Genomic DNA, 23,944 nt, shown 5'->3' on the forward strand with positions numbered 1-23,944 from the left:
ACAGGTGGTCAGGGTGAGTAACCCGAGGCGCTCGAGTGATTCATGGCTAAGGAACTAGGCAAATTAGCCCCGTAACTTCGGGAGAAGGGGCGCCTACTTACTTTGTAAGAGGCCGCAGCGAAGAAGTCCAGGCGACTGTTTAACAAAAACACATGGCTATGCGAACTCGAAAGATTCAGTATATAGCCTGACACCTGCCCGGTGCTGGAAGGTTAAGAGGGGGAGTTAGAAGTAATTCGAAGCTCTGAATTGAAGCCCCAGTAAACGGCGGCCGTAACTATAACGGTCCTAAGGTAGCGAAATTCCTTGTCGGGTAAGTTCCGACCTGCACGAATGGTGCAACGATCTGGACGCTGTCTCGGCCATGAGCTCGGTGAAATTGAAGTAGCGGTGAAGATGCCGCTTACCCGCAACGGGACGAAAAGACCCCATGAACCTTTACTGCAACTTAACGTTGGCCGTTGGCCAGGAGTGTGTAGGATAGGCGGGAGACTGTGAAGGAGCGTCGCCAGGCGTTTTGGAGTCATTGTTGAAATACCGCCCTCTCCTGTTCGACGGTCTAACGGGTTTTGAACCCGGACATTGTTTGGTGGGTAGTTTGACTGGGGTGGTCGCCTCCAAAAGAGTAACGGAGGCTTTCCAAGGTTCCCTCACGACGGTCGGCAATCGTCGGAAGAGCGCAATGGCATAAGGGAGCCTGACTGCGAGAGAGACATCTCGACCAGGCACGAAAGTGGGACATAGTGATCCGGTGGTACCGCATGGAAGGGCCATCGCTCAAAGGATAAAAGGTACTCTGGGGATAACAGGCTGATCTCCCCCAAGAGCTCATATCGACGGGGAGGTTTGGCACCTCGATGTCGGCTCGTCACGTCCTGGGGCTGGAGAAGGTCCCAAGGGTTGGGCTGTTCGCCCATTAAAGTGGCACGCGAGCTGGGTTCAGAACGTCGTGAGACAGTTCGGTCTCTATCTGTTGCGGGCGTTGGAAATTTGAGAGGCTCTGACTTTAGTACGAGAGGACCGAGTTGGACACACCTCTGGCGTACCGGTTGTTCCGCCAGGAGCATCGCCGGGTACCTATGTGTGGAGCGGATAAGCGCTGAAAGCATCTAAGCGCGAAACCCACCTCGAGATGAGATTTCCTTATGAGGGTTGTTATAGATGATGACGTTGATAGGCTTCAAGTGTAAGTTCAGAGATGGATTAAGCTGAGAAGTACTAATCGCCCGAAAGCTTTTCTTCGGTTGGTGTCCCCTGATGGGGGCACTGACAAAGTTTTTACTGTTCACAGTCAATGATATCAAGACATTGATGGTGCCAATGACGTAGGTGTTCACCTCTTCCCATTCCGAACAGAGCAGTTAAGCCCTACAGTGCTGATGGTACTGGGTTAACCCCCGGGAGAGTAAGTCGGCGCCACATTCATTAAATATAGAAGGTTAGTTAACACGAGATGTTAGCTAACCTTTTTTTGTTTGTCCATATTTTGGCGTAAATCCCACCGCCACCCGCTTGAAATATCAGGATATTCCTGCGGGGTGTTGTTGTGATTTACACTCAAAATCTGAACAAACGGTTATGGATGGCCATATATTGAATAAGCAAGGAATTCTATCCAATGTAGATATATCTGCGAAAACCGATAGTTCCCGAGGGGCCAAGGCCGCCTCGCTGGAGACGGGGATGTAGATGGTATATCAAATATTACTAGGATTGACAATGCCCAAATAGTATAGGCCAATAGTTTGTGTAACGAGGGGCCAAGGCCACCTCTGGGAAGACAGAGAAATAAATATTGTTTCTACGAAAAACATCCCCAAAATCTTGGGTTATGTTATTGTAGTTGGGATCTTCCCTCTTCCCTCATAGCAACTACCTATTTTCTAATATCTTATAACATCATTAGCCTACATGATTGAATTTGATTAATTTAGATTTTTCAAATTAAAACAAGCTATATATTCAATAGCGATTATAATAATTGACTTTATCTTTTTATGGATTTATTTCAGCGTTTTTGTGCTGGTTTTAGTGCATTAGCATGGGGAACACCATTACTAGTGTTGCTACTTGGAGGAGGATTATTCTTCACTATTTATTCAAGGTTTTTACCATTTCGATATTTTAAACATGCTATTGATGTATTAAGAGGAAAATATGATGATCCCGATGCTGAAGGTGATATCGACCATTATGAAGCATTATCTGGAGCAATTGCAGCTACAGTAGGTATGGGGAATATAAGTGGAGTAGCAGTAGCTCTTGTAGCTGGAGGTCCAGGAGCATTATTCTGGATGTGGATAAGTGCATTATTAGGAATGGCAACAAAGTTTTTCACATGTACTCTTTCAGTAATGTACAGAGGTCATGATTCTCATGGGCATGCTGAGGGAGGACCAATGTATTTTATAGAAGAAGGACTTGGTAAGAAGTGGAAACCTCTTGCTGTATTTTTTGCCTTAGCTGGTTTATTTGGAGTAACACCAATGTTCCAAGCAAATCAATTGACAGAGGTTTTAAGAACAGTTGTTTTTGTAGAAGTAATTCCAGCGGAAGCTAATATACACTTGGTTAATTTCATTATTGGAATGGTCATTTTAGTATTGGTATCTATTGTAATTTTTGGAGGGATTGAAAGAATCGGTACTGTAGCGGGTAAATTAGTTCCTGTAATGGTTGTTATCTATGTAGTTGCAGTATTAACTATGATAGTGATGAATGTTGAAAAGTTACCAGGAATTATTGATGATATTTTTGAAGGAGCTTTCAATTTTCGATCTGTTGGTGGAGGTGCTTTAGGAGCTGTAATTATGATTGGAGCCAAAAGAGCAGCTTTTTCTAATGAGGCGGGTATTGGTACTGCCCCAATGATGCATGGAGCAGCAAAAACAGATGAGCCAGTTAGAGAAGGACTTGTTGCTATGATAGGACCATTCATTGATACGATAGTAGTTTGTACAATGACTGCTTTAGCTATTATGTCATCTGGAGTTTATGATCAAACAGCAAAGAAAGTAGATGGCGTTTTACTTACAACAGAAGCCTTTAAAGCTGCATTTCCAGTTGGTGGTGCTGGGGTTCTTTCAGTATGTGTATTATTTTTCGCACTAACTACATTGTTCTCATTTTCATATTATGGTACAAAATGTTTAGGGTATTTAATAGGAGCAGATAAAAAGCATTATTTTAATTATTTCTATGTGTGTATGATTGTAGTGGGAGCTATGATTAAATTAGAAGCAATCATTAATTTAATTGATGGAGTATATGCGACTATGGCGATACCTACAATGGTAGGTGCTTTATTACTTTCCCCTAAGGTAAGGCAAGCATCTATAGATTACTTCGAAAGAATGGATAAAATTGATTATAAAAGAAGATATTAATTCTCCAATCAAGATATATAATGAGACCATCCGAAACATTTGGATGGTCTTTTTTGTAAATTTGTTATCCGATTTAATTAAAGGTAAACCATGAATAAAGACGATCTTCTTAAATTGGAAAATCAATTGTGTTTTCCATTGTATGTTGCCTCGAGGTTAGTGACTAAAATATATCAACCATTTTTATCAGAATTGGAGATTACATATCCTCAATATTTGGTATTAATGACTTTATGGGAACAAGATCATTTAACCGTCAATCAGATCACACATAAATTATATCTTCAAACGAACACGGTGACTCCTTTGCTTCAAAGAATGGAAAAGCAAGGGTTAATATCAAAATCTAAATCGAAAGAAGATACAAGAAGTTATATAGTGAGTTTATCCGATAAAGGAAAAGAATTAAAAGAGCAAGCACATTGTATTCCAGAATCTTTGCTGAAGGAAAATACAATGGATCAGGAAGAATTACAGTTATTAAAGACTACTTTGGATAAACTGATCCATCACTTGGATGAAAAAAAATAGGTAATGTTTTCACACCACCTATTTGATATACATTTATGCTGAAAGCTTCCAACGATTATGACTCCATAACCATAAAGCAGGCTGCTTATTTATATTTTCTTCCAATGCTTTAGAGTACTTTTCAATTAATGAGAATTTCTCCGAGGATTTTGGTGACTCATCCAGAAGAACGAACTTAGTTTCATAAACACCTCTCTTAATTTTAGTACACTGAGGATAAACGACAGCATAATCACTCTTATGTGAAATCACATCTGCACCCGTTAAAAATGCTGTTTTCTTATGCATAAATTCAGTCCAATATTTAGATGCTTTTGGGTGAGCACTTGGACTCTGATCCCCAATAATTAAATTAAGCGTTAACTTATTTTCCTGCTGAAGTTTCATCAATGTCTTATATCCTTTTTGGGAAGGAACACACAAAACACCCATTCTACTGCGAATAAGCTGCATTAATTCATCAAAATATTTATTTGAAAGCGGTTGATAAAATGCAGTCACCTTATGTTGAAAGAAATTAGGGAAGAAAGCATTCCATTCCCAGTTTCCCATATGAGCAGAATACATCACAATACTTTTATTATTTTGATATAGCTGAGTAATCAGCTCTTCGTTTTCAATTTTAATACGTTTATTTACCGCTCTTTTTCCCATTGTTAACGTTTTGATACTCTCCACCATCATGTCGCAAAAGTGACGGTAAAAGCTTCTTTCAATACGTTTTATCTCTTTATCTGATTTCTCTGGAAAAGCAATCTTTAAATTGTTATTTACTACCCCTTTTCTATATCCAATTATATAATATACCAATACAAACATAACATCCGATAATAAATAAAGAATCGGAAGTGGTATTACAGATAATGTATAAAACGGAAAAAATTTTAAGTTTTTCATGTTGATTGAACAGTTTAGAATACTTCTTTTTAGGCTATAAAGCCGTTGAAGTAGTATTTGATTTAGATGAATGATTGATAGTTTTTCATGTTCATGACAATTAAGAACATAGATACCCCTATTCCGTTTACTATTTTTTACAAAAATTCACAATTGTATTTTATCTATGTACATTGTTAAGTGATGTAATAGATTAACTTATGGTTAAAATACATCCTACTTTACCTCCATTTTTTCTATTTATTACAGTGATCAAAACAACTAATATTAGCAATGAGAAAAAAAGCAAACAAACTTACTTGGCTTATAGGAGTGATATCTATTGGAACCCTATTTTTTTTAGCATTCAATCCGCCAAAATCAATTGATGAACACAGTTTGATAGACTTTTCATCTAACGAAATATCCAATCAAATTAAAGCAAAAGACGCCACATTCGAATTGAAGAATAATACTTTGATTGTAAGGAATGGGTTCTCTAAACAAGAATCAGGTGTAGTGATTTATGAATCAAATAATCACCCATGGAACTTGGAGGGAATGTACACTATTGAAGCCGAAGTGGAAAACTTGGGAGAAGAGTACATTCAAGTAGAAATGTTTGTAGGTGATAATGTAGATGAAAAAGGATTAATACGATGGTACTGTTCAGATTATGTTGATTTAGAACCAGGGGAATCAGGAAAAATTACTGTACCTCTTGCATGGTCTCCTTGGGTATTTGATCCTCAACCCCAACAATATCCTGGTATGAGAGGGATGTTTGGGATGTTAAAACGAGATGTGACCACCATCAAAGAAATAACATTTAACTCAAGATACTCTTATAAAGAAAATACCTTCGCAGTAAAAAAGTTGAGTGCTAAACAGCTATTAAAGAAACAAAAACCTGATAATGTTATTCCATTTGTAGATCAATACGGACAAAGTAAATACACCGATTGGAAAGGAAAAATACATTCAGATGGGGAGTTAAATCAAAGTATTACTAACGAAGAGAAAGATTATTTAGCACATAAAGAAGCTCCAAGTAGATCGAAGTTTGGTGGTCATATTGGAGATGAAAAATTTGAGGTAAAAGGTCATTTTTATACTAAAAAGCATAAAGGAAAGTGGTGGTTAGTCGATCCTGAAGGACATTTATTCTGGTCAAGTGGCTTAAACTGTGTAAATAATCATAGTATGTCTACAGGTATTACTGGGCGTGAAGAATTATTTTCTTACTTACCTAAAGGTGATGATCCATTGAAAAAGTTTTATAGTACATCAAAATGGAAGCCATTAGGATTCTATCAACAATTTGATGAGTATGAGACCTTCAATTTCTATCAAGCCAACTTATATCGAAAATACGGCGATCAATGGAAAAATAAGTTTGCAGAGTTGGCCAACAAAAGAATTAAATCATGGGGGATGAATACTATCGGTTTTGTATCAGATAAACAAACTATAGAGTCGCATAAAAACCCATATGTGGGTTCAGTTTGGATTAGAGATACACAAAAGATCGAAGGGTCGAATGGTTATTGGGGCAAATTTCACGATGTTTTTGCCAAAGATTTTAAATCAAAAGTAAAGGAATCTGTCGCCGATCAAAGTTTAGGAGCAAACGATCCTTGGTGTATTGGGTATTTTGTAGATAACGAAATGTCGTGGGGAAATATCGGATCCTTATCAATTGCTACTTTGAAGAGTCCGGAAAGTCAACCAGCGAAAAAAGAATTTATATCAGACTTAAAGCAGAAGTATAAAAAAATTGAGAAACTCAATAAGCAATGGGCAACAAACTATGCTTCTTGGAAAACACTTTCAAAAGATACCCATCCAAAGTTAGGAGATGGTGCCAATGAAGATGTATATGCTTTTTATCAAAAAATAGCGATTACTTATTTTAAAACAATTCATGATGAATTGGCTATTGTCGCTCCTAATCAATTGTATTTAGGTTGTCGATTTGCCTGGGGGAATAATGCGATTGTCATGAAATCGGCTGCTCAATATTGCGATATTCTAAGTTTCAATAAATACGAGTACAGTGTAAAGCATGTAAGTCTACCTGAAGATGTGGATATGCCAATTCTTATTGGTGAATTTCATTTTGGAGCAATCGATAGAGGAAGTTTCCACCCAGGGGTAAAAGTAGCAAAAGACCAAAATGATAGAGGAGAGAAATATATAAGTTACATTCAGTCTGCATTAAATCACCCGAATATTATTGGGGCCCATTGGTTTCAATATACCGATCAGCCATTAACAGGGAGAGGAGATGGAGAAAACTACAATGTAGGTTTGGTAGATGTCACCGACCAACCTTACCAAGAAGTTGTTGATAAGTTTCGGGAAATCAACTACCAACTGTATGATTACCGTTTGGGTAATGTGAATAACTAATATTTAGAATCAAATATTTATGGCAATCGATAAGTTTTCTATCTTGAGAAAGAATACTTATTGATTGCTTCAATGAAAAAATTTCATCTTAAAAATTTCTTAGATAAGCCTTCCGATACATTTCATATTGCTCGAACTACAATTGATAGTTCAGAGGATTTGAACTTACACTCTCATGATTATTACGAGTTTTTTTATATCTCAAATGGTCGGGGAGTGCATTTATTAAATGGAGAGGAAGAAAAACTGGAAACCGGAAGTTTTTGTTTTATTCGTGATCATGATACCCATACTTTTAAAAAAGTATCTAAAGAGGGATTAGTGATTACGAATATCGCCATACCGAAAGATATTATTCATCAGTATTCGGAAAGATATTTTGATGGAAAACTGGTGTATTGGACCACTAATGATATTCCATTTAAAGGAACATTTAACAAGGAAGCTTTAAAAGAATTGATTAACCGAGTAAATATTTTACTCGATAATCCTCGAACATCACTTTACCTAGATCTTTTTATGTTGCATCTTTTTGATATCCTTCAACAGAAGAATACGATCAATGATGAAATTCCGAATTGGCTGATTCAGGCCATAGAAAAGTTTAGAATGCCACATCAATTAAATAAAGGACAGGCAGCATTTTTAGATTTATGTCAGCGTTCTGCAGATCATGTGAACAGGGTGGTGAAAAAAAGCTATGGGATGACGTTATCAGAATTGATCAATAAAGAAAGAGTGCATTACTGTGCCAAGCAGTTATCGATGACTAACGCTTCTTTGAAAAATATTTATACTGCAGCGGGTTATCAAAATCATAGTTATTTCTTTAGAGTATTTAAAAGAGAATTTGGAGTGACACCTTTAAAGTATAGAGGTAATCAGCATAAAATTTTCTAAACAGAAGTATCCAATATTAAACTGATATAAATGAATAAGAAACTTCATGCATTCATCATGTATCTCACTGTTCCACTTGCAGCTGTTACAGTAGATATAGTAGTTACTTCACTTCCATCTATAAAAGAGGTATTAGGTGTTGATACGCATCTAGCACAGTATGTATTTACATTTGGCGTATTAGGCTTTGGTATTGGACAAATCTTCTCTGGTTTTGTAACTGATGCTTATAATCGGAAAACAGTGTTGATAAGTTCAATCTCTATGTTGATAACTTTATTAATTGGAGCTGTTTTAACGAACAATATTCATGTTTTAATCTTTTTGAGGTTTTTACAAGGTTTAGCTATATCATTTATTGCTGTTGCTTCACGGGCAGTGGTGAGAGATATTCACACCGATGAAGAATATAAAAACGCCGTTAATTATATCACCATAGGTTTTGCTTTAGCACTTACAGTTTCTCCAATGGTAGGTAGTTTAATTCTGACCATGTTTAGTTATAAAGCCGTTTTTGTTTTTCTGATCATCTATTCTACATTAATGCTAGTAATGATATTCTTTTCTAAAGAGACGAATAACAATAAGAAACCTTTAAATAAGAAGAATGCATTTCATGATTTAAAAATCTTGTTTCAAGATACGGTCTTTGTCAGAAGCTTAATTATGTGTGGTTGTTTTTATACCATTGTTCCCATATTTGATACTTTGGGGAGTTTTTATGTGACCGATATTTTTGATTATACACCTATCGAGTTTGGTTGGGCGGAAATTATATTAGCAGTAGCCTGGTTATTTGGGAATATTTTTAATCGATTTTTGTCAAAAATTGACCTACATAAGAAAACGATGACCTCTTTTATTATTGGCTTTACAGGATGTATCATCGGGTTTCTTTTCTTTCAATCTCAAGGAGAATCTGATATAGCCGTTATTGGTGTTATGTGCATCATCGTTTTTGTAGCTGCTATATTATTCCCTTTACATTTAGGTACAGCTTTAGTAAAGCATGGTCAAAGAGCAGGAATAGCCAATGCGATTATTTTTTCTGGCTGTTGGATGATCACCTCATTTATTTCAAACACTGCTACATTTTTAGATCCTCATACAGCATTATCAATATATTTCTTGATTGTATTTGTATTAGCTTTAGCTTTATCAAGTTATTTATTAGGAAAAAGAAAGCTTGGATAGGGCATCAAATAAATCAAGACTATACCTCTATACTAGAAAATAATGCTAGTGTAGAGGTATTTTTTTTATCAGTTTAGATACATCAAAAGGAGTTTTTTACACCTGATATTTTATTGTTAATTTTTTCATGTGAATAAATGTAAAGTCTTATTTATAATCCGTCTAAATTAATTACTTTTGATTGTTATTTATATTAAGTCTAAATAAACAATTTTGAGAATTAAACCTTACTACCAACTTACTTTATCCTTTCTATTATTATTAATGACAACAACTTTCAATTCTACTTATGCACAAGAAGGTAGATTTATTGAGGGGCAAGTCATGAATAAAGTATCGAAAGAAGAAGTTCCTTTTGCACTGATCCAATTGATTGGTGAAACAAAAGGTGTAGTAACTGATATTCAAGGAAAATTTAAACTAACAAATGTCCCTTCCAATGCTCAAGTAAAAATCTCTTGTACGGGCTATTTAGAACAAATAATTGATGTTCCCTCTAATCAAACGACTCCAATTAAAGTATTCTTGGAAGAAGATTTAGTGAGTTTAGATGAGGTTGTAGTAAAAGGAGAGACGAAAGCACAAGAAATAGAAAAATCTGGTTTTGCTGTGGCCTCTATCGATACAAAAGATTTGCAGATGCAGTCTTTGGAAATCAATGAGATTTTAGATCAAACAGCCGGTTTGAGAGTAAGAAGAGATGGTGGTTTAGGCTCGAGTACTCAAATCAATATCAATGGACTTTCTGGGAATGCGGTAAGAATATTTATCGATGGAATGCCAATGGAATCGTATGGTTCTTCTTATTCTATTAACAGTATTCCTGTTTCACTTATCGAGAGAATCGATGTATATAAAGGTGTTGTCCCTATCGAATTAGGCAATGATGCTTTAGGGGGTGCAATTAATATTATTACAAAAGATGCTACGAAACAAGGTCTTGAAGGATCATCATTAAATGTGGCATATTCTTATGGTTCATTCAATACACATAGAGCAGATATTAATGGATCTTTTAGAGATAAATCGGGAAAAACAGTAAGACTTTCTGCTTTCTATAATCACTCAGACAATGATTATGAAGTATGGTCTGACGATATCAAAATTAAAGATTATAGAGAGTTTTTACCGGATGGATCAAGAAATCCTGATTTCCTTTCAGTCATTAAAACAGGAGAAAGAGTAAAGCGTTTTAACGATGCTTACAGTTCTTATGGAGCAAAAATAGATGTAGGAGTAACCAATAAGAAATGGGCAGATCAACTGTTCTTTTCTGTCAATGCTTCAGAAGATTATAAAGAGAGTCAGCATGGTGCTAGAATGTTAACTCCTTATGGTGAACGTTACTCAAGAGGTTGGACAATTGCACCAAGTGTGAATTATCAGAAAAGAGATTTCTTGGTGAAAGGCTTAGACATTAACTCCAATGTTCAATATGCCATTTCTCAAAGAGCGACAGTCGATACCACTACGAATAGATACGATTGGTACGGCAATTTGATACCGCCAGTTGGTGGAGTAACGCCACTTCCAGGTGAAGGAAATAATTCTACATTAAATCAAGATCACAATAAGAATTTAATCGTTCGTCTATCGGGTGTCTATAGTTTTAACGATCAACATCAAATAGGATTTAACTACTCTTTCAATCAATATAATCGATCATCTGATGATCCAATGGCAGAAAGAGAGCGCCGTGATTTTAATACTGCTAACATTGTGAACAAACAGATCACAGGCTTCACTTATCAAAACTCACTATTTGATGATAAACTGAAAAGTTCAGTCTTTGTAAAACATTATTACAATCGATTAGAGCAAGAAAAAATTGAGTACACCAATAATGTTTTAGACACTGTTTATAATGTTCGTCCTGATGACAATTGGGGATATGGTGCAACAATGTCTTATGAAGTTTCTCCAAGAGTCAGAATTAACGCATCAGCAGAACAAGCAGTACGATTGGTAAATACCAATGAGGTTTTTGGTAATGCTTCTAGAGAGATTTACGAATCGACAGACCTTCAACCAGAAAAGAGTTTCAATGTAAACTTAGGTAGTCAGATAAAATTAGTTGACAACTCAACTCATGAATTGAGTATGAATACCAACTTCTTTTTCAGAGATACTTACGATAGAATTAGAAGTACAATTATCGAACAAAATGATCAAAGCTATACAATGTTCGAAAACATTGGGCATGTAGTTTCAAAAGGAGTGGAATTACAATTTGATTATAACCTTGGTGGAAAGTGGAATTTCATGGTCCAAGGATACTATCTCGATTCAAGATTTATGGAGGAATTCAACTCTGAGGGAGTTAGAAATATACATTATATGGCAAGAGAACCGAACATGCCTTATCTCACTTTTAATGCGGGTGCAGGTAGAAGTTTCAATTCTCTTTTTAATACAGGTGACAGACTTCAGGTGAACTGGAACTTTGCCTACATTCACGAATTTCATTTTGATTGGGACGTTATCGGAGATCAAAACAAACCTATCATTCCCACTCAAGCTTTACACGATATCAATGTATCGTATACTTTCTCCAATAAGAGAGCGACAGTTAGTTTAGACTGTAAAAATATCTTTGACCAAATGGCCTTTGATAATTTTGGAGTGCAAAAACCCGGTCGATCAATTTTTGGAAAACTGACTTACAGAATTAATTAAACCTATTGAGTTTCAAATGAACAAAATTAAGTACTTTTTATTAGGTGCAATTGCATCTACAATGATTGCTTGTAGTACTGAAGATACTACTCCTGAAAACAATGATAAAGAAACAATTAAAGCAGATCACGTAGTGGCTCGTTTTAATGATTCGGATACTGAAGTGTATATCTCATCACCAGAAAGTTTAGAGGAAGGAAGCCTTACTTTCTTAAATAACGGATATCACTTAAATCCTGTTCGTTCTGCACGTGTATTTACAGATGATTTGGGTTGGGTATATATGTTCGATTATGGTGGAGGCTACTTGAAAAAATTAGCTTATAAAAACGGTACATATAATCTAGTCAGAGAATTGGATATTGCTCCAGTAATGGGTGGTAATCCTCACGTTCGTCCTTGGAAAATTAATGAGCAAACAATATTGATCCACAATATTAATACTGCCGATATCGAAGATGAAGGAAACGGTATCACTAAAAAGGGTACTATGTATGTTACTCGTGTTCAAATTCCAGAGGTGGTGATTTCTGAAATTATGGAAACTTGGGATGTTCCTGTTACTGATTGGGATTTAAATGAAAAAGCATATGCATTTAGAGTGGATGCTCCAACAGTAATGAACGACAAGATCTACTATGGTGTAGGTCGTAGAGATATCGAGAATAATAGCTCTGAAGGTTTAACAGGTATGCATACTATTGTTTTGGATTACCCTTCTTTGGAGAATCCAAAATACATTAGATCTGAATTAGGTAATGGTAATACAAATGGTTACAGAGGTTTAAATATGGCTGAAATTGATGGCTATGTTTATCAAGCAAATGCGGTAACTAATGACTCTGATCATACTGTTTTAGTAAGATTGAAAGATGGGGCGTACGATACAGAATGGGTATTTGATGTATCAGCAGCTTATGGTCAACCGATCAGTACTAACAAATGGTATCACGTAGGAAATGGTATTATTTACATGTCAGTTGAGTTTGGTGTAGATTCAGATCAGTGGGGACTACTTCGTTTAGATATTAATGCTAAATCTGTAGAGAAATTAGATGTACCTAACGGTGATATGTTCGCTTACCAAACGGCAATTGTTAGAGATGGGAAGTTCTACATGGCAATTACTCCAACAGATACGAACATCACTCCTAAAGTATATATTATTGATGTTGCTTCTTCTGAGGTTTCAGAAGGTCTTTTATTGGATGAAGGTAATATTAGAATCGAAGGATTATTCTAATATAACAATATATGATATAGATAAAGGAACTACATTTGTGATGTAGTTCCTTTATTGTAAACTAAAATCGAAATGAAAAAAGGGTATTCTTTCAAACAACTTTGTGCAGACCTTCACCTTTGGTTAGGGGTAGCTACTAGTATTGTATTAGTGATCGTATGTTTTACTGGTACAGTATATACTTATGAGGCAGAAATTAAAGCTTACTATGACAGACATGTATCTTCTGTAGAAAACACAGAAGGTGATAAACAATCAGTAGATGAATTAATTCAAACACTTTCTTCGGAAAAGAAGGTATTTTCAATCAACATTCCTGCTGATGAAGAAAAAGCCTATGTGATAAACATGGCGACACCTGAACAAATTAAAGAAGCCCAAAACAGCAAAAAGAAAAGAAGAGGTATTGGTAAATACTATTATGTTGACCAATACAATGCGGATGTTTTAGGAACTCCCAACGAGAAAGTAAAAAAGGTAATGATGGGCTTTATGATGGTTCACCGTCATCTTGGCCTTGGTTGGGATATCGGTAGACCTATTGTAGGTTGGTCCACAATCATTTTTATCATTATTTCCTTAACGGGACTTGTATTATGGTTACCTAAAAAGGTAAAGCAATTGAAAGCAGGACTTACTTTCAAGAAGAATGCCGGTTGGAAAAGAATCAATTATGATTTACATAATGTTTTGGGTTTCTATAGCTTGATCATTCTTTTATTGATGGGGATTACTGGCCCCTTTTGGTCTTTTGATTGGTATAGAACAGGATTGAATAAAGCATTAACAGGAGAGGAAAAATTCTCTAGAGGTGAAAGACCAAAAGTAGATCCTGCGAGTGCGAAACAAACAAAATCGGTGACTTATCAAGAAATACTTGATAACGCGAATGCTTATTTAGACTACAAAGGAGATGTGAGTATGACTTTACCATCAAAAAAATCACCTTATGTAGCGATTAGAAAAACGAATAAAGCATCCTTCTTTAGTTTACAATACACTGATCAGGTGTATTACAATGCTCAAAATGGTGAATTGATCAAGGCGGAGTTATTTAAAGACAAGCCTCTAGGTAAACAACTGATGAGTTTGGTAAAGGCAATACACTTGGGATATGTATTCAATGGTTTTTCTAAACTATTGTACTTTATCTCATGTTTGATAGCTACGACACTACCTGTAACAGGCTTGATCATTTGGATCAATAAACTGAAGAAAAAGAAACAAAGGAAGAAGAAAAAAGCAGCTTTAGCTGTATAAGATATTGTTTTAGAATTATCCCAAACTTAAATCCTTTTAAAGGTGTAAAGGGCGATACCTCTCAAAGAAGTACCGCCCTTTATTTTTATCAATTAAACTATTGTTTAGTCGATATATTTTACGAAGATCTTTTTATCCGCCACAAAAGTTCCAAAAGGAAGGAGTGAAGCGATAAACGACCATATACTATTTTTAAAACCCCATTTTTTATCAAAATGAACTTGAAGCACCAAATAGATGTAGGCAATAAATAAAACGCCATGTGCCATGCCTACAATTTTATTCGGCATCCCCATGTCTGCCATATATTTAAGAGGCATACAAATAAATACGAGTAGTAGAAAAGAGATTCCTTCTAGGAAACCTACAATTCTTAAACCTTTGATTGATGTCATTCTGATATTTGTTTAGTTTAAATCTCAAACCCTACCACAGTAATATCGTCTACTTGACCATATCTAAAGTATGAAATCCATTCTTCTAAAACTTGCTCGATCTTCTTTCCTTGATCTTGCATAGACAAGTAACTTGTATCTCTAAGTAACTCTCTAAATCGTTTTGTCATGAATTTACGTTCTTCGACACCACCAATTTGATCTGCATAGCCATCGGAGAACATGTAGAATTTATCCCCAATATTAACATCAATTACTGTAGTTTCATAAGAGAAAAGATCTTTTCTTACCAAACCACCAATCGAAAGTTTACAGCCTTTAATAATTTCTATTTCTCCATTATGGCGGACGATAACCAATGGCCTTTTGGCACCAGAATAATAAATCTTTCTTTCACGAAGGTTTACTCTACATAACGACATGTCCATACCGTCTTTGTTCTGAGAATCGTTTTGCTTTAAAGCATTCTCAATACCTTCGTTCATGAATTTCAATACTTCAGCAGGATCAACTACTTTTCTGTGTTCGATGACATCACGAAGTAGTTCACTACCTAACATTGACATAAAACCTCCTGGAACACCATGACCGGTACAATCCACAGTAGCTAAAAAGAAGTCTTCTTTATTTTCTAAATGATATGCCCAATAGAAATCTCCACTAACAATATCCTTAGGTCTAAATAATACAAAATGATTTCTTAGAAACTTACTCAAATATTGGTCTGTAGGCATCATTGCTTCTTGAATACGCTGAGCATAATTAATACTCTGAGTGATGTTAGTATTCTTTAATTCAATGATTTTATTTTGTTCAAATACCGTTTCCATAGTAGAATGAAGTTCCTCGTTAGTGGTTGCTAATTCAGAGTTCATTTCCTCAAGTTCTATAGTTCTATCTTTTACCTTTTGCTCTAGTTCACGGTTCTTTTGTTCAATTAGTGCCTTCTTCTCCAATTCTTTTTTCGCAACGGCTCTTCTTGCTTCATTTATTCTTTCTCCTAAACCTAAAGAGAAAAGAGATAATTCAAGAACAACACCAATTTCTGTAATATTAGCAGAGCTAAATATCCATAGATGCGTAGGTAGAATTTCTAACATCTGAAGAATAGAAACTCCCATACTCGAGATATAAAAAATGCCGGCAATGAAAAAGTATTTTCCTGCAACTGATTTTTTAGATACTCGATATGCTAAAACAATAATTGTAGTATAAGCTAAACTAGCTGCAATAAAGTTATAGACAATAGATATTGTAGTGAAGTCCAATACATACAATACAAAAGAAAGTGTAGATCCTGCCTTTTGTATGTTTAATAGGGTATTTAACTTAGGATAATACTTATGAAGCTTAAGATAGGATTGTGCAAAAAAGACATAAAATATTAAAGCAAAAATGCCTGGAATATTTACTAATTGTTCTTGATAAGAAGCCGTAGGGAATACATTTTCTGATAAGAAACCTGATAATCCTAAACAGTAGATGGTAATAAAAATATTGTACCCTACATAAAATGCATATGTTTTATCCTTTACAATGATTAGTAAGAACAAATTGTAAAAAGTCATGATCAACATTGCCCCTAAAAATAGGTAATGCAACATCTCTTGTGGTGCATTTATTTTTTCAAAAGATTCACTTTTATACACCGTAAATGGAAGTGCAGTAAACTGAAAATATGCTCCATTAACGTAAGTACCTTTTATAAAGACTTGTTTTTTAGAGTTAGCAGGTAGGGAAAACTTACCAAAAGAAAAACAGCCTTCCTTATACTTTTTATCAGCATTATTTTCTAATATTCCACCTTTGTAAACATCATGATCTTCCGAATTTGGTATGTAGAATTCCAAATAATCAAATTCAGAACTACCCACATACACTTCCTGAGGGTAATCCAATTCGTTTTTTATAACGAATGAAAGCCATACAGAAAAATGATCATTAGGAATTTCTAATGAGGATATACTTAAAAATTGATCGTCCAATTGATGTCCTAAAACATCATCCATATCATATTCCTTATCAAAAGGAAGATAGGTCATTTGCTCCTCAATATTAATTGATGTAAAACTATCATCAATAATAATTTCAGGAGGTCCTGACTTTGCAAGTGAGAGATTGATAGAAATGCCTATCAATAAAAGATGAAATAAAAACAATAGCTTCATAGTTGGTCGTGCTGTAGTCTAAAAATTAATCTATTTCTAATTCCTTTTCCAAGGATCGAATAGTCCAATTGTCTGTAATGATTTCGATGTTGTCAGGTTGATCAGAAAGTGCCTTGGCCGTTAATAAGCCCGAAATCACAGCTCCTTCTACAAATCCGGCGTTCATGCCGTTCTGTATCCAATCTCCGGTAACATATAAGTTACTGAACCCTGTTTGGTTGGTCTTTAATCTGTATTTAGAACTATCTACTACAGATAAGACATATCTTTCGGAAGGATCAATATTCACTCTAGTGTAAATTGAGCTAATACGTTCTTCACCTTTTCCATTTTGAAGATCCACTAAAGCGTCCCAATCAAATTCTCCTTTTTCATTGTAGAGGTTAGGAATTAAGTGCTGTAGGTATTTATCAATATATTCCTTCAGGTTCTCCTTCACTCTTTCTTGCTCTTTTTCTGGAAAATCATGAACATTAAAAGGGGGGATATATTCAGCATCTTGGAAAACACCACAAGAATAAGCCACATATTTAGGATCGTACTCTTTTGGCCAATCTTCTTTATCAAGAACTTGATTCATGGCACAGAATGTATCTACAGGTTCTACATAAGTTGATTGTAACTTGTCCTCTTCAATACCCAATCCTTTGGCGTCCTTATTGAACCAATATTGATACGCCTGCGTTTGAACAGTTCTCATTTTCTGAAGCATAGTATACCAATCATCATTGGCATCAATTAATTCAGAAGCAACATGTGGAATAGTAGCTAACGAGAATCCAAAAATTACTTCATCAAAATCTTCGTCTTTATTTAAGATGATCGTATCTCGATCTTCCCAATCCGTCCAACTCGATTCTAAATTGATATTTCTATCCTGTAATTCTTTTGCTTCCTTATCATCAATTTGATCATACATTGGACGAGAAGGCCAACAATCCAATCCTTTTACATTTACTAAAGGATTATAGTTATCTTCTTTTAACGTGACTTGTTTACCGATAACCACCTTATCAATTGCCGAATTGTCTTCTGTTAATGTAATGTCTCTTACCGCATGGAAGAACTTAAACATATCGGGTTTCTTACGCACTAGGTCTTCGTAAATTGGACCAAATATCGTGTCTCCCATACCAGCATCCATTCTCCAAACAATATTTTCTTTACATGTAAAACCAAGTCTTAAGAAAATATTTAGAATGGTACCTGCTTCTACATTTGGTGTATGAGGATTGCCTTTTAAGAAAGCGAAAGGGCCATCGTACATCGCTCGAACGATTGGAGAACCCACAGTGTGTTCTTCCGATGCTCCATGTTTCTGTAACCAATCGCCATAATCAATATCGTTGATTACTTCAAAATCAAAATGAAGTTTACCATCTTGAACTGTCAGCACTTTATCTTTTAGCATACCAGTGAAAAGGGTAGTACCAAAATCAACAGCGAGCCAAGCTCTTCTAGCAGTATCATTTTCCTCAACTAGATCACCCAAAAGGTCCCAAATCCAGTTTTTAATTTTTCTCCAACTTTCTAGAACATCACTAACATCCTCATCGTTTTTCAGCTTCTCGGTCATTCTTTTAACGACTTTACTGAAAAGCGGCTGAATCCTAGCAATGATCTCATCGTCTAGAGCGTCCAATTCTTCTTCTAAGTGATGGAAGAAACGGTCTTTGATTTTTTGAACCTCAGCATCTGATTTTCCACCAAATAATTTGATAAAGAAATCAACAATCTTCTGAAGCCAACTTTTATTTTTGATGTGCGATAAATGATCTTCCAACCAACCCACAATGTGGTGAATGATAAAATCAGAAACCGCTTCTAAAATTTCTTCTACTGATGGAAGTTGCCCATCGCCCACTTTACCCGGTAAGGCAGGGAAGGGTACTTTCCAGTCTACCCATTTATTATTTACATTCTCTGTGAAAATGAAATAGTCTTGTTTTGAAAAAGCTTTTTCGAAAGTAGACATTGGAGCATCTTTCGGACGATCAAGATTTTTATAAACATCTTTGATCATTTTGAAAGCATTCTCATAGAATCCCATCCATAGATGTAGACCGTGTTCTTCGATTCTGTAACCAATTTCAGGATTTACACCACTTGCTCCTTTACCTCCAATTCTCCATCCTAATTGATAAACAGTAATGTCGTATTTTTCTTCCCAGTTCGGTTCTTGCATCAGTGTGTACACTGATGTCATAGCACTTAAGCCTCCACCGAGTACTGCAATTCTTCTTGGTTTGCTTCCCATGATTCTTCTTCTTTAACTGGTTTATATTGTTTGAATAGCACGATGTAGATCACATCGATTACGAAAGAAATAACTCCTAAATTGATTAAGAAAAGAGATTCTGGCCATTTAAATATCGACCCTAAAGTGATCACACCCGTACCGATACATTTTAGAATAGCCACTTTAAAGGATAAACCTTTACCTCTCATATTAGCATTAAAAACTAATTGATAGATATAGAGACCTGACATGATTACATTAATCATTAAAGCAGATGTTACTCCTAAAGGATTGTCATCACCTACTTTTCCAAAAGTGTAAACTGTAAAGAACCAGAAAATAAGTGCAATGATATACGTATATCTAAACCTCTTCTTTAAAACAGGAAGTGGCAATTGTTTATATCCATAAACAAGAATAGTAACGTTGATGAACACATCAAGAAAGAACCAAAAACGAACACCAATAATAAATGGCATACCTAATTCGGGTTCAAACATGAATCCCCAAATAAATTCCCAGACCCAATTGCCAGGACCAACCATTAATGGCATTTCATTGATTTTATACTTTCTTACACCTTTTATAATCAAGATGTATGCTGCAAACCAGCTAAGAAAACCAATAAAAAATAAAATGAGTTCGAATTGTGTGTACCCCAAAACGTTTACAGCATGGTGGTACCAGTCCGACATATAGTTAAAAAAATTCATAGCAACGAGAGCCCTAATTCTTGTAGTAAGTTAATAGTTGAGAAAATGTTCATTAAAAAATGAGTGTTCCGAAATATAAAGAATAAATCGTATTGAAATTATAATTTTCGCATTTAATATGTATTCCATTATAAAATAAGTAGTGTTTTAAGGTGGATATCAAACCATTATCAGAATAATCGTTTATTATTGTAACTACATATATTTTTTATTTTTAGTGATAACTATTTTTCATCATTTTCTCAACAGTCTACTAATACTATGAAAAGAGCCAGTTTATGGGGAGAGTGCGATGCTATACTTGCCGCTACTTCTTACCCTAAATCCGAAGTGACTAAACTTATTCCAAAAGAAATAGGTTTAAGCGAACAAACACTTACTCCAGAAGGAGAACACCCTATAGTTTTTATGTTCAATACTCAGAAGATCCATATTTTCTTCTCCTTCTTTACCATGAGGTATTACGAAATGATTCCTCTTGTACCCTATGTACATTTTAAGAACAACCCAACGGTCAATTATCAAATGTCGCCAATCTTATATGTGAACAGCTTTTTAATTGTTTTGGGTGGACAACTGATGTGGCATATCAACAAAGTGTTAGGGAAGTTTAAAGTTCCATTACCGATATCAGATTTTCCTAAAGTAAAACACTATAGCGAAAAGGTATTTAGAAAACATATTGAGGCAATAGAGATGAATGCTGAAGCGGATGGAGATACAGGAGTGATATCAGATTTTCCAAACGCAGAAAAGTTAAGCGAATTATGGCATACCAATGCTATTGTAAATAATGATACTACTTTTTGGACTGCTCAATATCAAGTGACAGATAAAGAGGTACAGCCTGCTAAAGTAGCTATAGATTTAAAAGATATCGATGGATTACCTTCAGAAAAGATGGAAATACCGTCTATAAAGAATACTATTTTAGGAGGATTAAGGTTAAAATTCGATTGGAAATTATGGTGGCCTAAAAAATACAATGCTACTTATTCAGCACCGAAAGAAGAAATTGTATCCGAAGAAGTACTAGTAGATTAATATCAAGAATATCCTCACTTTTGAAAAGTGAACATCTTCATTTAATCAAAAAAAAGAGTGAAAAGCAGGCCTAACCTCGCTTTTCACTCTTCCCTATTCACTCTTCACTCTTCACTTATTTAGTATCCTTGTTGAGAAAGCTCTTCAATCACTTCTTTATTGGTTTCGTTTTCCAACGCTTTACCCACTTTCTGACTGATTCCTTCTACTTCCATTAAAGGACTGACTGCTTGATAAGCGGCAATCTTAGTGCTTTTACTACTTCCTTTATTCGTAGCATATTTAAGGATAATATCAGCAGCTTTCATTTTCTCTTCATCTGTCTTGAGTTTGATCACATAGCCGGTCATCGAACGGAACATATACTGTCTGTATTGATCGTTCATTTCAGCTAATTTTTTATCAAACCAATCAAGCTTTTCAGGTACTTCCAAATCAGTATAAATGATGGAAAGAACGAAAACTAGGTTAGGGTTCTTCGCATCTTCATACTCTTTAGCTTTGGCTAAAATGCTAGGGCCTTCAATGCTTGCCGAGTGATAAAGTGATGTCGCAATTACTTCATAAGAACTATCGTTAAGGGCAATTTTTGCCGTTTTGATAAACTCATTATCCACCGTACTTAATGTATTAATAGCATTGGCTCTAACTGACGATTTTTTGTCTTTAATCGCCATCGTTCTAATCTCTTTTACAACTTCTGTAAGATCGCCTGTACCTTGGTAGTCATTAAATACATCAACGGCATGTTCTCTTATTCCCCAGAAGTCATCAGATAAATAAGGTTTGATATCTGCAATGATCGAAGGATCAGCAGTGATCGACTCACCTAATTTATCAATTGCTTCCACTCTATGCATTACTTGTTCAGCATATTTAGCTTGAACTTTATAAGCATTGGCTGTTTTTGAATGGTTGAACACACCTGGAATAATATGGTCAGGATCGAAAATAACAACTGCAGGGGCAGTATCGAAAGAGAATTGGAAAGTCTCTACATCTTTACTAACAGTGATGTTTCTGATTTCCTTTTTACCATCTTCCCAAATGAAGCTGACTTTCGTTGGAATCGTATAGATTGGAGTATATTTTGGATCTTGTTCCTGTCTAACAATCAGTTTTACAGTTCCGTTAGCAAAAGAGTCTTTGATAAAGAACGTTGGGTGACCAGCATTCATAAACCATTGGTTGAAGAACCAATTCAAATCTTGACCCGTTACTTCTTCGAATGCTAATCTAAGGTGTGCGAATTCAGCAGGTTTAAAAGCGTTATTTTTAAGATATAATGAAGCACCTTCAAAGAATGCATCATCACCAATAGTATGTCTTAGTAAATTAAGAATGTAACCACCTTTGGCGTAAGAGTGACTATCGAACATGTCTTCTTTGTTCTGATAGTAGTATCTAATTAACGGTTCTTGTTTAGATTCTGATTCATATAAATAGCTTTCTAATTCAGATTGAATGTTGTAGTCAGCCTCGTCTTTTCCTTGTTTGTACTCTCTCCAAAGGTACTCACTGTAATTGGCCCATGATTCGTTTAGTGGCAGGTTAGCCCATGATTCTGTAGTGACAAGATCACCAAACCAATGGTGGAAAAGTTCGTGAGCAATAATAAAGTCCCAATCCTGATCTAGTTTTTCTCTATCAGTTACCTGAACCGATTCCATAAAAGTAGAAGCAGATGTATTTTCCATTGCACCACTTACGAAATCTCGGATAATAATTTGAGAGTATTTATCCCATGGGAAAGGATAATCGAAACGTTTAGAAAAATATTCCATCATCTCAGGAGTGTTACCAAAGATGGTACGTGCATATTTTTCATATTCCGGTTCAACATAATAGCTCACTTCTTTACCTCTCCATTCGTCTTTAACAATGGCAAAATCACCCACGGCCATCATCGTTAAATAAACAGAGTGAGGTAATTCTTGTCTCCAATGATCTGTTCTAGTTCCATCAGCATTTTTTTGCTGACTAACCAGTTTACCATTTGAAAGCGATACATACTTGTCTTGAACAGTCATGTAAATATCCTGTTTCATCTTTACATTTGGATGATCGAACATTGGGAACCAACAAGAGTTCGCAGAAGTTTCTCCTTGCGTCCAAATTTGTTGAGGCTTACCAATTTCATCACCATGTGGGTTGATGAAGTATAGACCTTTGTCTTCTGTTATGGCCTCCGAACCAGAAGTCTCTCTTTCGTTAGGCTTTGCAGTATATTTGATATGGATATAGAAGATATCGTCTTTAGTATATTCTTTATCCAAAGCGATATGAATTTGAAGACTATCATATGAATAGTCTAAATCACCTAAACTTTTAGATTTTTGATCTACCAACTCCACCTTATGTAGGTCGAAGTTTTTAGCATCAAGAATTACATCTTTTTGAGAATAAAAATAAGGTTGTAAAGTAAGTACTGCATCTCCGTTAAGTCGTTGTTTTTCCCAATCGAAACTTACTTTTAATTGAGTGTGTAATAACCTAAAATCTTGATTGTACGCAGCATTATAAAGTCCTTTTTTAGCTACCCAAACTGGTTCTGTTGGTGTTTCCTCCACTTCCTCTATAGCTTCAGGAGGAGTGTCCACTAAATTAGGGTTTACTTCTGTTTGGTCTTGTTGGGCAACACTTTGTGTAGTTTTACACGATTGCATGAGGGCAGCTGAACTAAATAGCATTAGGATGGCCCTTTTTATATTTATTATCATCGAATTATGTAATAGAATTAATTCTAGGTATTTTTTTTCGTAATCAAATTTGAAAATACTCTAAATTATTGAGACTATTTAAAGTGAACATTGATTATCCTTGTTTTTTATAAAAGTATAATGAAAAATACACGGTTTTTATTGTTGAAAATGGAATTATCTGACAAATCGGGTCATTACTAATAAG

General features: G+C 35.3%; 15 protein-coding genes and 2 rRNA genes (1 of these 17 running past the window's edge). 11 read left to right on the plus strand and 6 right to left on the minus strand.

From position 1 onward, the window contains the following. The 4 genes from KMW28_RS00610 to KMW28_RS00625 all read left to right on the plus strand — a co-directional run. Positions 1-1,242, plus strand: a 23S ribosomal RNA gene (locus tag KMW28_RS00610) (it extends 1,637 nt beyond the left edge of the window). Between the two features lie 68 nt (positions 1,243-1,310). Next, positions 1,311-1,422: ribosomal RNA gene (gene rrf, locus KMW28_RS00615) — 5S ribosomal RNA — on the plus strand. Positions 1,423-1,997: 575 nt separating this feature from the next. Next, positions 1,998-3,386 carry an alanine/glycine:cation symporter family protein gene (locus KMW28_RS00620; protein ID WP_066211040.1) on the plus strand — a complete coding sequence of 463 codons (1,389 nt, stop codon included), beginning with the start codon at positions 1,998-2,000 and terminating at the stop codon, positions 3,384-3,386. A gap of 90 nt (positions 3,387-3,476) precedes the next feature. Then, complete coding sequence (locus KMW28_RS00625; protein ID WP_169664908.1) at positions 3,477-3,917, plus strand: MarR family winged helix-turn-helix transcriptional regulator; 441 nt, start codon at positions 3,477-3,479, stop codon at positions 3,915-3,917. Positions 3,918-3,950: 33 nt separating this feature from the next. On the opposite strand, the gene KMW28_RS00630 is transcribed toward KMW28_RS00625, so the two are convergent. Continuing rightward, the gene (locus KMW28_RS00630) at positions 3,951-4,814 is read right to left on the minus strand and encodes a lysophospholipid acyltransferase family protein (RefSeq protein WP_169664907.1); all 864 of its coding nucleotides are present in this window, start codon (positions 4,812-4,814) and stop codon (positions 3,951-3,953) included. A gap of 273 nt (positions 4,815-5,087) precedes the next feature. Between KMW28_RS00630 and KMW28_RS00635 the strand changes: the two genes are divergently transcribed. The 6 genes from KMW28_RS00635 (at position 5,088) to KMW28_RS00660 (ending at position 14,478) form a co-directional block, all read left to right on the plus strand. Then, positions 5,088-7,205: a beta-agarase gene (locus KMW28_RS00635; RefSeq protein WP_169664906.1), complete on the plus strand. Its 2,118-nt coding sequence runs from the start codon at positions 5,088-5,090 to the stop codon at positions 7,203-7,205. Positions 7,206-7,277: 72 nt separating this feature from the next. Further along, positions 7,278-8,105, plus strand: coding sequence for a helix-turn-helix domain-containing protein (locus tag KMW28_RS00640; RefSeq protein ID WP_169664905.1), 828 nt, complete (start codon positions 7,278-7,280; stop codon positions 8,103-8,105). A 30-nt stretch (positions 8,106-8,135) separates the two neighbouring features. After that, a complete protein-coding gene (locus KMW28_RS00645; RefSeq protein WP_169664904.1) occupies positions 8,136-9,299 on the plus strand; it encodes an MFS transporter in 1,164 nt (387 codons plus the stop codon). 264 nt (positions 9,300-9,563) lie between these two features. Beyond that, positions 9,564-11,975: a TonB-dependent receptor gene (locus KMW28_RS00650; RefSeq protein ID WP_169664903.1), complete on the plus strand. Its 2,412-nt coding sequence runs from the start codon at positions 9,564-9,566 to the stop codon at positions 11,973-11,975. 16 nt (positions 11,976-11,991) lie between these two features. Beyond that, positions 11,992-13,218 (plus strand): hypothetical protein, encoded by a 1,227-nt coding sequence (locus KMW28_RS00655; RefSeq protein WP_066211027.1) that lies wholly within the window; start codon positions 11,992-11,994, stop codon positions 13,216-13,218. A gap of 72 nt (positions 13,219-13,290) precedes the next feature. Further along, positions 13,291-14,478, plus strand: a complete 1,188-nt coding sequence (locus tag KMW28_RS00660) for a PepSY-associated TM helix domain-containing protein (RefSeq protein ID WP_169664902.1) — start codon at positions 13,291-13,293, stop codon at positions 14,476-14,478. 104 nt (positions 14,479-14,582) lie between these two features. On the opposite strand, the gene KMW28_RS00665 is transcribed toward KMW28_RS00660, so the two are convergent. From KMW28_RS00665 to KMW28_RS00680, 4 genes are read right to left on the minus strand one after another with little or no spacing between them, the layout of a single operon-like run. After that, entirely contained in the window at positions 14,583-14,873 is a 291-nt protein-coding gene (locus KMW28_RS00665; protein ID WP_066211024.1) for a DUF3817 domain-containing protein, read from the minus strand. Between the two features lie 17 nt (positions 14,874-14,890). Beyond that, positions 14,891-17,041: a 7TM diverse intracellular signaling domain-containing protein gene (locus tag KMW28_RS00670; RefSeq protein ID WP_169664901.1), complete on the minus strand. Its 2,151-nt coding sequence runs from the start codon at positions 17,039-17,041 to the stop codon at positions 14,891-14,893. Positions 17,042-17,066: 25 nt separating this feature from the next. Beyond that, positions 17,067-19,298, minus strand: coding sequence for an NAD(P)-binding protein (locus KMW28_RS00675; protein ID WP_169664900.1), 2,232 nt, complete (start codon positions 19,296-19,298; stop codon positions 17,067-17,069). Continuing rightward, entirely contained in the window at positions 19,253-19,993 is a 741-nt protein-coding gene (locus tag KMW28_RS00680; RefSeq protein WP_215585774.1) for a transmembrane-type terpene cyclase, read from the minus strand. Before KMW28_RS00680 ends, KMW28_RS00675 begins: the two co-directional genes overlap by 46 nt. A gap of 261 nt (positions 19,994-20,254) precedes the next feature. Between KMW28_RS00680 and KMW28_RS00685 the strand changes: the two genes are divergently transcribed. After that, positions 20,255-21,037, plus strand: a complete 783-nt coding sequence (locus tag KMW28_RS00685) for a hypothetical protein (RefSeq protein ID WP_169664899.1) — start codon at positions 20,255-20,257, stop codon at positions 21,035-21,037. Between the two features lie 119 nt (positions 21,038-21,156). On the opposite strand, the gene KMW28_RS00690 is transcribed toward KMW28_RS00685, so the two are convergent. Continuing rightward, positions 21,157-23,727 carry a M1 family metallopeptidase gene (locus KMW28_RS00690; RefSeq protein WP_169664898.1) on the minus strand — a complete coding sequence of 857 codons (2,571 nt, stop codon included), beginning with the start codon at positions 23,725-23,727 and terminating at the stop codon, positions 21,157-21,159. Positions 23,728-23,944 lie beyond the last annotated feature (217 nt).

Origin of the sequence: Flammeovirga yaeyamensis (assembly GCF_018736045.1) — a bacterium.
Classification (GTDB): Bacteria; Bacteroidota; Bacteroidia; order Cytophagales; family Flammeovirgaceae; genus Flammeovirga; species Flammeovirga yaeyamensis.